Raw genomic sequence first — 12,458 nt, forward strand, 5'->3', positions numbered from 1 at the left:
GTATATCTTTAATAGATTGGTTTCTGTTTACCTTTGTATTTTTTGTGTTTAAAGATTCTTCTTTTATTTGAAATTCCAATTTTATTTCCATAGATAATAGTACTTAAAAGTAGTATATCCTTGCTAATTTCTTCTTTGTATAATTCATTGTCATACTTTTGGTAATCCTGCAACAATTGACGAAGCTCTTTTATAAACAATACGATCTCATGATTATCAGCCATCCCGACCAAATCCTTTCTGTTGGCACATCCTATTTTTAGGTGCTGTTTTAGGGAATTATTCCGTTACAAAAGGACTTACTCTTTTTAGACAACAAAAATAAGCCGAAAAAGAAAAGGTATGAGCTTTTCTTCCTCGGCTTATGTTTGGCACAGTGTGTCCAATTCATTACTGCCTCATTACTTTTTTGGTTTTAAAATAAGCGTAATAATACTATTATCCTTTTCAAAATCCCAATCCACAAAAATATCAAGAATGTCGGCATTTAATATCTCATCATAGTCATCGTTTTGTCGTAAGATTCCTTTTTCCAAAGGACGTTTAGAGATGCGTAAGGTGTCATCAAAACCCAACGAAATTAGCTGTTTTTCAATAGCCACCAGTATTCCTTCTCTTACGATGACCAATGTACGATCACTTAATTTATATGAAGAAATTTTTTCAGGCCCTTTTTGTGCAATCTCACTCATCTTTATAATGCGATCATGAATTGCTTGTTTTCCTGGGTAAGGGTCGCCCTCAGTCAAATCGGCTTTCAAATCGTCTAAACAAACTCCCACAAAAATTCCGGAGTGATGATCTAAATTCCAATCATAATATAAGTGCTGAATGTCAAGGTCTGTAATCCCTTTAATTTGCCCGGTAATTTGAGGTTCAAGAGTTTTTACCAACAGCTCTCTTGTAGTCATCACTTGAAGTTCTTCATTCTGATTTAACAGTACTTGTTCCATCGGCGATACAAAGCCACTGACATAAATAACAACATAAGGTTCATATATCGTAACATGAACAGCCTCGGGACCTTTTCCAAAGTTATCTCGTAACAATTTGCCCAAATTATTCGCCAGCTTTGTTTGCTGAGCTTTAATATCCATATTTTTTCATCCTTTATTAAGAAAGAAGCATCATATCCTCTTTCCATCATTTTATTGTACCATTACGAACGAATAATTTAAATATGCAGAATAAACAAAAAATAATTATTACAATATGTTTAACCTAATTATAGACGTTCAAAACCTCTTCTTTCTATTGCTTAGGAAGTATTTTGAATGTCACCGGAAAATACGAATCCATTAGATTCGTATGGCTGTTTTCAATAAAGAAATTTATTATGCGATGATGAATGGAATTTTTTTATTCAGTCGGGACAGATAACGAATTTTTTAATTTCTTAGCAGAAATCTATATATTTTTAGAGCGAGGACAATTGTTTGTAAAAGAGAATTAAGCTTTGGAAACGTGCAAAAAAGCCAAAGCTTTCTTAAAAAAGCGCTTGGCTGCTTACTTATTTCTTGCTTTACTTAAATAAAAACCTACTAATCATTTAACAGACCTTTATTAAGAAAGAAAGCCGTCCTCCCTGGCTGCTTTCTTTCTTAATAACCCTATCTATTTAAGAGAGTAGCAGCACCGTTAGTATATCCGCTTTTGAAGGATTCCCTCATGAATGAACCGGAGCTATCTTGTTATAATTTTTTCAGCCTTCTCACTTTAGCTGTAACAATTTTTTATTTAATTGAGGAGTGTACATAACTAGGAACCCTGATCGCCCGATAGTATAGATGATGAAAGCCAGCCATAGGCCATGATTATGCCAGATAGGAGTTGCTGTAATCTGTATAATGATATAGACAATCATCGCGTAAATCATAGAATTTCGAACGGGAGCAATTTCAGTTGCTCCTGTAAAAACCCCATAAAGGACAAGGCCAAAACAAGCAACAAAGGGATAGATGATAAGCCATACTCCATACGTAAGTGAAAGTTCAATCACATCAGGCAAATTTGTAAATAGCCCAATAACCTGCTCTTGAAAAAGTGCATATAAACTGGCTATAGTAACTGCTGTTATTACCGACCACTGTCTAGATAAAGTAAGTATTTTTTTATATAGCTCTTTATCATTTGAACCTACTGCTTTACCAACAAGAATACTGGAAGCATTAGCAAATCCATCAAAGAAATAAGCCATTATGTAGTGGATTTGAAATAATACAGCATTTGCAGCTAGAAATTCTGTACCAAACGAAGCACCTTTTGCTGTGAACATATTAATAACGACCAGTAAACAAATAGTACGAATAAACAAATCCTTGTTAACATTAAACATCCTCTTCATAGAATTTGTATTCATAAGTGCCTGAATCGATGGCATTTTCCATTTAAACGGAGATGCTTTCAAAATGATGAATACTCCTAATATGAAGGCCGTAACTTCAGCAATCAAGGTTGCTGTAGCAACTCCTTGTACATCAAAAGAAAAAACATGGACAAAAAGAATAGCTAAAAACATATTCAAAACATTTGTAATTATCTGCAAACATAGAGATTCTTTAATCTTAGCCATTCCCATTAACCAACCAAGAATCACATAGTTCATCAGTGTAAAAGGTGCTCCCCATATTCTAATCCTAAAATATTCTACTGCAAACCTACTTACATCAGCATCAGGAGAAATTACTAGGAGAGCCGCATGTTCAATCGGCCATTGTAAAAGAATAAAAAGCAGCCCTACTATTACAGCTAATAAAAATGGCCGGGATAAAGCAAGTACTCCCTGATCTGGATCACTGGCCCCATTTGCTTGTGCGGCAAAGGCGGATGTACTAACTCTTAAAAAGCCAAACACCCAATATAACGTATTAAAAATAAGAGTTCCTACCGCAACTCCTCCAATATAAGCTGGAGCTGGAAGTTGCCCTACAACAGCAGTATCAACCGCACCTAATAAAGGCGTAGTCATCGTTGAGATTGTCAGGGGAATCGCCAAAGTAAGATACGTACGATGATTCATCCAACCGGCCTCCTTCTATCATTTTGAGTTAAACACAAAAGCAATAGCCTCGATTACGTGGATGAAATCGAGGCCTTTAAATACATGGGTATACTTTTAAATTAGATATGATTATTTCTTGCTCTAATTGAACGAAAACGCGGATGCTCTGCAAGTATAGAACTTCTCATCTCTTTTACCACAGGATTGTTTGAAGTAAAGAACTGATTTTTCGAATTATAGTATTCGATTAATTCTCCTTTTTCTAATACACCTAATGTATCGCTAATCATATGAGCAGCTTTGATATCATGTGTAATAAAAAAATACGACAGACCAAAGTCTTCTTTTAACTCCTTTAATAGTTCTAAAATGAGAGTTTGCGTAACCATGTCTAGACTGCTTACAGATTCGTCTAAAACAATGAGCTTTGGCTTAAGAGAGACTGCCCTTGCAATATTGATCCTTTGCAGCTGACCGCCGCTAAATTGATGCGGATATTTTTTTAAGTCTTTTTCATCAAGCCCTACTCTTTCTAATAACTCAATCACGGTTCGTTTTTGTTCAGCCAATGTTAATTTTTCATAGTTTTCTAACGGTTCTGCAATAATACGTTCAGCCGTCATTCGGGGATTAACTGCTGAGTACGAATCTTGAAAAACAACTTGAAGATCACGCCGAATTTTTTGGCGAGTATATTTATCTACAGTATAGATGTCATGTCCTTGAAAAAGAACCTGTCCATGCTGTGGCTTTTCCAAGCCGAGAATTACTTTTCCTAAAGTACTTTTACCGGCTCCACTCGTACCAAGCATTCCTAAGCATGTCCCTTCTTTAATAGAGAAGGAGATATCAGAAAGTACTTTCTTAGAACGATTTTGCCATTTGAAAAACGTTCGGTTTCCGTAGCTATGAGTGACTTCATTTACTTGTAATAAACTCACTTGTTCACCTCTTATAAAATGCTTTTTACATATCAAATTAAGTTGATCACAGGTTCTTCTAAATATAATGCTGGTCTTGCATTTAGCAGTTTCTTTGTATACTCATGCGTTGGTGAATCAAATAGCTGAAATACACCTGCTTTTTCTACTATTTTCCCATGTTGCATAACGGCTACTTCATCTGCCATTTCAGAGATAACTCCTAGGTCGTGAGAGATTAATAAAATTGCTGAACCATATTCAGAACGAATTTTATCTAAATGATGTAGTACATTCTTCTGATTGTTTACATCTAACGCGGTTGTCGGTTCATCTGCAATAATAATAGCTGGATGCAGGCTTGCGGCAATAGCAATCATTAATCGTTGAAGCATACCTCCACTCAGTTGAAAAGGATAGTATTTCAAAAGCTTGTCAGGGTCAGGTAAATTCACTTGTTTCATTGACTCAACGGCAAGCTCTTTTGCCTGTTTTTTATTCCAATGCGTATGAGAGCGAATAGTCTCAATAAATTGGTGTCCAATAGTAAAAACTGGCGTAAAAGCATTCATCGGGTTTTGCATAATAAAGGCTATATCCTTTCCACGAATCTTACGCATTTCTTTCTCAGCTAAACCATTTAATTCTTGGCCTTTTAGCGTTATGCTCCCTTCAATTGTTGTTTCCTTACGATTGAGGAGCTGGAGAATGGACATGCTTGTAACGGTTTTACCACAACCGCTTTCACCAATAAGACCAAGAATTTCCCCAGGCTTCAGTTCAAAATTTATATCTTGAACAAGAGTTGCAACACCATTTTTTGTTTTTATTTGAACACGTAAATCTCTAACTTGTAAGACTTTTGACTCTTCTGTTCCCAACTTTCTTCATTCCTTTTCAAAATCGACGTTTGACACCGTAACGTTCTGATAACGATTCGCCTAATAGATTGAATGTAACAATAACAAGCATAATAGACAAACCTGGATAAAGCATCAGTTCTGGATTCGTCCGAATATATGATTTTCCTTCGTGAATCATTGCTCCCCATTCAGGTGTAGGAGACTGGACGCCCAATCCCAGAAAAGACATAGCAGATATATCCATGATAGCCCATCCCATTTCCAACGTACCCATTACAACAAGCGGAGGTAACACATTGGGGATAATATGATTTTTAATGATCTTCCATTGAGAAGAACCGCTGATCTTCGCAGCGGAGATGAAGTTCTGTTCTTTCAAACTAAGGACCATTCCTCGGAACATTCTCGCGTAATAAACCCATTGTACAAGCATCAGCGCTAAGATTACTTGTGACAGTCCAGGCCCAAATATACCAACCAATCCTAATACAAGAATAAGGCTTGGAAAAGCCATAACACCATCGCAAAATCTCATTAAAACATGATCAATCCAACCGCCTTTATAACCTGAAAACGTTCCAATAATTAAACCAATTGCTAACGATGAAATGAAAATAAGTATAGCAAAACCTAATGAGATGCGTGCTCCATATAAAATACGTGACAAGTTACATCTTCCTAAATGATCAGTTCCTAATGGAAAATCCCAGCTTGGAGGCTGCAATTTATAAGCTAAATTGACGGCAATGGGATCATTTGGTGTAATCCAAGGGGCCAATATGGCGATGATAAAAAGAATACCTAATATTGTTGAACATATGGGAATTACTTTTTGACTTTTAAATATCGTACGTATACTTGTTATCATCGATGCTGTCCTTCTTTCCTGGAAATACGCGGGTCTATATACATTTGAACTATATCTACAATTAAATTACTCAAAATAAACAAACTGGCTGCTATTAGCACGTAGCATTGTATAACAGGTATATCACGATTAAAAATAGCTTCAATGAAATAACGCCCAAATCCAGGCCAAGAAAAAACCGATTCAACGATAATTGTGCCCGTAAGCAATTTTCCAAGATTCATTCCAAGCCCAGTTATCATTGGGGTAATAGCAATTCTCAGCACATGTTTTGTCATAATCGTTTTTTCTTTAAGTCCTCTAGTTCGAGCAAATAGCACATATGGTTGTTGCAAGTTTTCAAGAACACTCGCACGTAACAATCTTGTATACATTGCTATTAAAGGAAGAGCTAGCGTAATGGAAGGCAGTACAAGATGCTGCCATGTCCCAATTCCCTCAACTGGAAAAAGGTTAAGCTTAACAGAAAAGAAAAAAACCAATATATAGCCCAGCCAAAAAGTTGGAATAGATGCACCAAAAAAGGAAATTAAACGACTAAAATGATCAATAGCGCTGCCCTTCTTTACTCCCGCTAGGAATCCAAGAGGCACGCTGACGAACACGGCTATTAATATACTCGCTATAGCTAGTTGGATGGTCGCTGGTATTCGATATATAACTTCATCCCAAACGGGCATATTCGAAACATAAGATATGCCAAAATCAAGTTGGCATATCTTCATAATAGAGTTTGCATATTGAATAAAGAATGGCTGGTCTAAACCAAACTCATGTCTTTTTTGAGCTAAAATCTCATCAGTCGGTTGGATATGTGCTGCTGTTAAATAAGCTTCAGCTGGATCCACCGATGAAAGGTGAACCATTCCAGTCGTGAGAAGTGCGGCCAAAAGAAACACTGGAATGATGGACATAATTCGTTTCAGTATATAATTGCCCATGAAAACCTCCTGCTAGTTACTGTTTGATGCTAATTCCTGTGAATGGATTCTCGTCACGATTAGCAGGGAAATTAAAATTCGTTACATTCTTTTGATAAATGGCTGTTTTCTTCATATATGAAATAGGAATAATAGCTCCTTGGTCTTGTATTGACTTTAAAATAGACGAATAAAGCTGTTGGCGCTCTTTTTCATCTGTTGTTTGAGGAACCTTCGCCATTTGTTTAATTAATTCATCTTTATTTGGGTATGCTGAAATAGCTTCATTAAATCCATACCCTTTTGATGAGACAATGTTTAAAAATGTATGAGGATCATAAGGTGCACCAAAATTACTATAGAAATTAATATCAAATTTATTATCTTTAAATCTTTGAACTTGGTCTGGTAGTTCAACTCCCTCAATGTTTAATTTCACACCAATTGCCGCCCATTCAGATTGAAGAGTTTCGGCCATTGCCTTTTGAATTGATTCTGCTGAATCATACATTAGGTCAATTTCAAGTAACTTTCCATCCTTTTCACGAACTGTTTTTCCTTTAGGGAGTTTCCATCCTGCTTTGTTTAGTAAGGCCTTTGCTTTTTCTACATTATACTTTACCAACTTCGCATCAATATCTTTCGTGTAAGGTAAATTTGTAGGTAAGATATGGTCTGCTTTTTCTTCTAAACCTGAAGTCACTCCTTTAACCAACGCTTCTTTGTTAAAACCATAATGCAGGGCTTGCCTTACACGTTCATCTGAAAGCTGTTCTGTTTTTGTATTCATAACAAGCTGTCTTGTGGCAATTGGTTCAGAAACCCTAGTTTCATATTTTCCAGTAGACTTTAATTGCTTAAACGTGTCTAGACTGACAACTCCTTCTCCATAAATCATATCCAAATCACCTTTTTCAAATGCGAGTACTCTCGTTTCCGCATCTGGAATAACTTTCACTTTGATTTTTTCTACTTTTGGAAGCTCTCCCCAATAATTTTCATTGCGTTTATAAATAGCATATTCGTCTGCTTTGTACTTTTCTAAAATCCATGGACCTGTACCTACGGGTTTAACGATACCTTTTGAAGTATCACCATCTTTAGGAAAACCAGCTTCCCCCAAGAAACGAACTGGTCGAACCACAGCTAGCTCTTGAATTGTTGGGTAATATGGTTCAGTCAATGTTAATTTAAAAGTATTTTTATCCACTACTTCTGTCTGAGCTATTTTTGTAATGAAACCCAACCAACTATGTAATTCTTTATTATTCAAAATAGTGTCAAAATTCTTTTTAACAATTTCTGCATTAAAATCTGTTCCATCGGAAAATTTTACACCTTCACGCAAATGAAACGTGTATACTTTACCGTCCTCAGAGATTTCCCATGACTTAGCTAGACTTGGTTTTATCTTACCGCCAGCTTGATAGCTTACTAACGGTTCATACACCATAGATTGAGCAAATAATTGTGAAGGGTTGTAGACATGTGGATTCATTTCCCCTACATCTCTCGGCCAAGCAATCGTAAGCATATTATCATGACTGCCTTTCGCTGTTGATTCTCCATTATTATTATTTGAACAACCAACTAATAATGTTGACAAAATTAAAATAAACACAAATGTTAACTTAATTTTCAGACTAATTTTCCCCTTAGACATAACGGTGTCTCCTCCTACTTGATGTTGATAATCGTTTTCAATTGTAAGCAGGATTTGTATTCTTGTCAATGTAATATTGAAAACTTTATTTTCAATATTGTTATCTATCTGTGAAAGTAACTTTTCCGGACGGAATGCTTGCCCTTTTTAAAGAAAAACCCCTTGAGATTTAAGAAAAAATCAAAAGACTTGAGTATTTAAAAATTGTTATACAAACCAAAGTAATGTAATTACTTTTCTCTGCTAATCACGTGCTTTTTCTTGAGTGTAAATCAACTCTTAAAATCATCTAATCTAGTGAAAAATTCCTGAAGGAAATCATAGAATAACTTTTCTGTTGGAAGTAGTGCTCGCTCCTTTGGGGTAATAACGCCTACAGTCCTTGTTACGTTTGGTTCCACCAATGGTATTTTAACTGTTGAGCGCGGCAAGCTATCGACTAGCGTGACTTCTGGCATGAGTGTTACACCTAAACCAGCAGAAACTAACCCTTTCAACGCATCGATGTCATCCCCCTCAAAGGCAACATTTGGTGTGAAGCCAAGATTTTGACAAGCATTCACAACGATATCTCGAAAGACAAAACCCTCAGGTAATAAAACAAACGGTTCGTCTACTAGTTCTTGAAGTTTTACGGAGGATTCTTTTGCAAGGCGGTGGTGAATTGGCAAAAGAGCCACAATATTTTCCGTAAATAAAATTTTTTGTTCAAGTTTTTTTTCTTTGAGAGGAAGTGGACCTATCAGACCAAGATTAAAATCTCCTTTAATCACACCTTCAATTAATTCCTGGTAAAGCGCTTGTTTTAACTGAAATTTTGCTTCCGGATAGCGCAATCTAAATGCATAGATTACAGTTGGTAATGTATACGCTGCTAAACTTATCGGAAAAGTAATGCGTATTATTCCTTTTTCAGGATCTAAATATTCCTTAACCTCACGTCTCGCATCGTCTATCACATTCATGGCATGTTTCATTCGTTCAAAAAATATTTTTCCAATTGGCGTTAAATGTACCCTCCTTCCTTCTCTGATAAACAAATCAACTTCTAATTCATTTTCTAAATTTACAATTTGCCGACTTACCGAGGATTGTGCTACATGTAAAGAATGGGCGGCTTCAGTTACGTGTTCGCGTGTAGCAACCTCCATAAAATAACGGATTTGTCTAAAGTCCATTTTATATCCTCCTTATTAGTTAATGCATAAAACGCATTGATATTATCGTTTCTTTATATTGATTCGATCATTATTTCAATTATAAAATATTTTATAATAACAACCCTAAAAAATTGCGACGAATTTTTTAAATTTTCATTATAAATCAATAAATAGGAGAAGGATAAGTATGATAACAATTGAAAAAAATCAATCGGCGAATACAGAAAGCGTGCAGAATTATGTTAATCAAGTATTTGAAACAGTAAAAAAACGAAATCCAAGTGAAAGTGAGTTTCATCAGGCAGTCAAAGAAGTATTCGATTCTTTAATACCTGTTCTTATTAAAAACCCTCAGTATATTAACCAAGCTATTCTGGAGAGAATCGTTGAACCTGAGAGAGTCATCTCTTTTCGTGTACCTTGGGTCGATGATATCGGAAATGTTAGAGTTAATCGAGGGTTTCGCATCCAATATAGTAGCGCAATTGGTCCATATAAAGGCGGATTAAGATTTCACCCATCTGTCAACGCAAGTATTATTAAATTTTTAGGATTTGAGCAAATTTTTAAAAACTCTTTAACTGGTCAACCAATTGGCGGCGGTAAAGGTGGTGCTGATTTTGATCCTAAAGGAAAATCAGATGGAGAAATAATGCGTTTTTGTCAAAGCTTTATGCTAGAACTTAGCAAATATATCGGACCTGATACGGATGTTCCTGCAGGTGACATTGGTGTAGGAAGTAAAGAAATTGGCTTTTTGTTTGGGCAATATAAAAAAATGCGTAGCACCTTTGAAGCAGGCGTTCTAACAGGAAAAGGCCTTAGTTATGGTGGAAGTTTGGCTCGTAAAGAAGCAACTGGATATGGAACAGTTTACTTTGTTGAAGAAATGTTAAAAGATAATAATCTCAGCTTTAAAGGCAGTACAGTTGTTGTGTCAGGGTCAGGAAATGTCTCAATTTATGCAATTGAAAAAGCGATACAGTTAGGGGCTAAAGTGGTTGCGTGCAGCGATTCAAATGGTTATATCTATGACAAAGATGGTCTTAACTTAGAGACAGTTAAACGTATTAAGGAAGTAGAAAAGAAACGCATAAGTACTTATGTAACTGATCATCCCGAAGCGGTTTACGTGGAAAGTTGTAATGGGATTTGGACAGTACCATGTGATATTGCTTTACCATGTGCTACTCAAAATGAAATCGATCAAAACTCTGCAGAATTATTAGTTTCCAATGGAGTAAAAGCAATTGGTGAAGGTGCAAATATGCCATCTGCATTAGAAGCTGTCGAGATTTTCTTAGAGAACAATATTTTATTTGCCCCTGCTAAAGCAGCAAATGCTGGTGGTGTTTCTGTATCAGCATTAGAAATGGCTCAAAATAGCACTAGGCTTTCTTGGACTTTTGAAGAAGTCGATAGCAAATTACATGCGATTATGAAAAGCATATACCAAAATAGCAAGAAAGCTGCTCAAGAATACAACGCTCCTGGTAATCTTGTCGTAGGTGCAAACATTGCGGGATTTATAAAAGTTGCTGATGCTATGATTGAGCAAGGTGTTATTTGATACTTCATTGGGAGAATATACTAGTATGGATATCTTGAATTTAAAGGCTGTTAATAATGGGTGACTTACAGATAGTTTCTACAATTATAATTGCTGGTTTAATTGCACTTTCATATGCACTCAGCAGAAAAAAACCTACTATTAAATATATAACACCTCTAATTGTAGGAGTGGTTAGTGTTGGCGTTGTTATCGTAAGTTTCCTTATCGGAGGCTGGATTGGTATGAGAGTAGGAACAATTAGCTTTACTGCTTTTATCTCATCACTTATCTCCCTACTAATTATATCTATAGCTGAATCTGTGAAAAGAAAATTCAGTAAAAACATTCACCACTAAAGTATGTATAGCACATACAAAGTCAGTTTATATAATGCGGATGATATGAGAGTATAAATATGACTGCGGTATTAAACAGCTAAATGTATAAATACTAATACCTTGAGCAAACTATTCAAGATGCCTAAACGGCATCTTTTTTAATGCATATGATATACAAAACAAAGTTAACATAATGAAGATTCTCCCCAGTTAATTGTTTATATAATGCTTCTGTTAAAAATCTAATGCCATGGATGACACATTAAACACTTTGTACGTTATTCATTTAATTTTCACCATAAAGCAATACAAGTTCTTAGAGAATCAGCTGAGTTTATAAATCTATATATTACATTCATCCCTGTTCCAAGAGAGAAAAAGATTCTAATGAAAGGAGAGCGTAAAGTGGAAATCATCGAAGTAAGCTGGCGTACAATATTATTATATGTTGTTATTATTATTATTTTTCGTTTTATCGGCCAACGAGGCATAAATCAGCTAAATGTCATTGACCTTGTTGTTGTGCTTATGATAAGTGAACTTGGAGTTGTTGCAATTGAGGATACGGGAGGTTCTTTACTTTATCAGCTTGTACCTATTCTTATATTAACAGTTATCCAAATAGCTCTTACATATATCCAATTAAAAAGTCAAAAGTTACGCAGAGTACTAGATGGGCAACCTATTATTGTAATAAGGCAAGGAAAGATTGACGAAAAGCAAATGAGGAAATCACGTTATAATTTGGACGACTTGCTTTTACAACTGCGGGATAAAAATATAGGAGATATCCGTGAGGTGGATTATGCGATATTAGAGCCTTCGGGTACATTATCTGTATTTAAAAAATCAGAAAGCAAAGATAAATCAGGATCTGTATTTTTACTTCCCCTTGTTATTGATGGAATCATCCAAGAAAAGCATTTAAATCTAATAAATAAAAATTCTTCTTGGCTTTTCCACGAATTGAAACAAAGAGGATACAAAGACGTAAAACGTATTTTATATTGTAGTTTTTTAAACGGGCAACTTTTTGTGGATATAAAAAATGAATGATAAAAAAATTCAGGACGAAAATGGGTTTAAACTTGGCTAATTCTATAGAAAGCCCTAAACTGCTGGAGCTATTGAAAACAAAATCTTTAACAGCTGTAATAGCCATTAGTGTTGTTA

At 35.4% G+C, this 12,458-nt stretch carries 12 protein-coding genes; 3 read left to right on the forward strand and 9 right to left on the reverse strand.

Annotation, left to right across the window (positions count from 1 at the left end; all coding sequences use genetic code 11):
- Positions 1 to 8 precede the first annotated feature (8 nt).
- From AC2YJL_RS15400 to gltC, 9 genes are all read right to left on the reverse strand, one after another.
- Positions 9 to 224, reverse strand: a complete 216-nt coding sequence (locus AC2YJL_RS15400) for a hypothetical protein (RefSeq protein WP_195694798.1) — start codon at positions 222 to 224, stop codon at positions 9 to 11.
- 177 nt (positions 225 to 401) lie between these two features.
- The gene (locus AC2YJL_RS15405; RefSeq protein WP_043981826.1) at positions 402 to 1,097 is read right to left on the reverse strand and encodes a Na-translocating system protein MpsC family protein; all 696 of its coding nucleotides are present in this window, start codon (positions 1,095 to 1,097) and stop codon (positions 402 to 404) included.
- 614 nt (positions 1,098 to 1,711) lie between these two features.
- Positions 1,712 to 3,019 carry an MATE family efflux transporter gene (locus AC2YJL_RS15410; RefSeq protein ID WP_230932360.1) on the reverse strand — a complete coding sequence of 436 codons (1,308 nt, stop codon included), beginning with the start codon at positions 3,017 to 3,019 and terminating at the stop codon, positions 1,712 to 1,714.
- Between the two features lie 101 nt (positions 3,020 to 3,120).
- Entirely contained in the window at positions 3,121 to 3,942 is an 822-nt protein-coding gene (gene nikE, locus AC2YJL_RS15415; RefSeq protein WP_230932359.1) for a nickel import ATP-binding protein NikE, read from the reverse strand.
- A 32-nt stretch (positions 3,943 to 3,974) separates the two neighbouring features.
- The gene (nikD, locus tag AC2YJL_RS15420) at positions 3,975 to 4,802 is read right to left on the reverse strand and encodes a nickel import ATP-binding protein NikD (RefSeq protein ID WP_195694801.1); all 828 of its coding nucleotides are present in this window, start codon (positions 4,800 to 4,802) and stop codon (positions 3,975 to 3,977) included.
- Between the two features lie 16 nt (positions 4,803 to 4,818).
- Complete coding sequence (gene nikC, locus AC2YJL_RS15425; protein WP_230932358.1) at positions 4,819 to 5,652, reverse strand: nickel ABC transporter permease subunit NikC; 834 nt, start codon at positions 5,650 to 5,652, stop codon at positions 4,819 to 4,821.
- On the reverse strand, positions 5,649 to 6,593 hold the full coding sequence (nikB, locus tag AC2YJL_RS15430) for a nickel ABC transporter permease subunit NikB (protein WP_230932357.1): 945 nt from the start codon (positions 6,591 to 6,593) through the stop codon (positions 5,649 to 5,651). Before nikB ends, nikC begins: the two co-directional genes overlap by 4 nt.
- Before the next feature lie 16 nt (positions 6,594 to 6,609).
- Complete coding sequence (nikA, locus tag AC2YJL_RS15435; protein ID WP_195694803.1) at positions 6,610 to 8,235, reverse strand: nickel ABC transporter substrate-binding protein; 1,626 nt, start codon at positions 8,233 to 8,235, stop codon at positions 6,610 to 6,612.
- A gap of 272 nt (positions 8,236 to 8,507) precedes the next feature.
- Positions 8,508 to 9,413 carry a glutamate biosynthesis transcriptional regulator GltC gene (gene gltC, locus AC2YJL_RS15440; RefSeq protein ID WP_195694804.1) on the reverse strand — a complete coding sequence of 302 codons (906 nt, stop codon included), beginning with the start codon at positions 9,411 to 9,413 and terminating at the stop codon, positions 8,508 to 8,510.
- 169 nt (positions 9,414 to 9,582) lie between these two features.
- On the opposite strand from gltC, the gene gdhA reads away from it, so the two are divergent.
- The 3 genes from gdhA to AC2YJL_RS15455 all read left to right on the forward strand — a co-directional run bounded on the left by gdhA (position 9,583) and on the right by AC2YJL_RS15455 (position 12,341).
- Positions 9,583 to 10,965 carry an NADP-specific glutamate dehydrogenase gene (gene gdhA / locus AC2YJL_RS15445; RefSeq protein WP_230932356.1) on the forward strand — a complete coding sequence of 461 codons (1,383 nt, stop codon included), beginning with the start codon at positions 9,583 to 9,585 and terminating at the stop codon, positions 10,963 to 10,965.
- 56 nt (positions 10,966 to 11,021) lie between these two features.
- Positions 11,022 to 11,303, forward strand: a complete 282-nt coding sequence (locus AC2YJL_RS15450; protein ID WP_043981817.1) for a YesK family protein — start codon at positions 11,022 to 11,024, stop codon at positions 11,301 to 11,303.
- A 387-nt stretch (positions 11,304 to 11,690) separates the two neighbouring features.
- Positions 11,691 to 12,341, forward strand: coding sequence for a DUF421 domain-containing protein (locus AC2YJL_RS15455; protein WP_195694806.1), 651 nt, complete (start codon positions 11,691 to 11,693; stop codon positions 12,339 to 12,341).
- The last annotated feature ends 117 nt before the right edge of the window (positions 12,342 to 12,458 follow it).

Source organism: Priestia sp. SRI_019 (assembly GCF_057586255.1).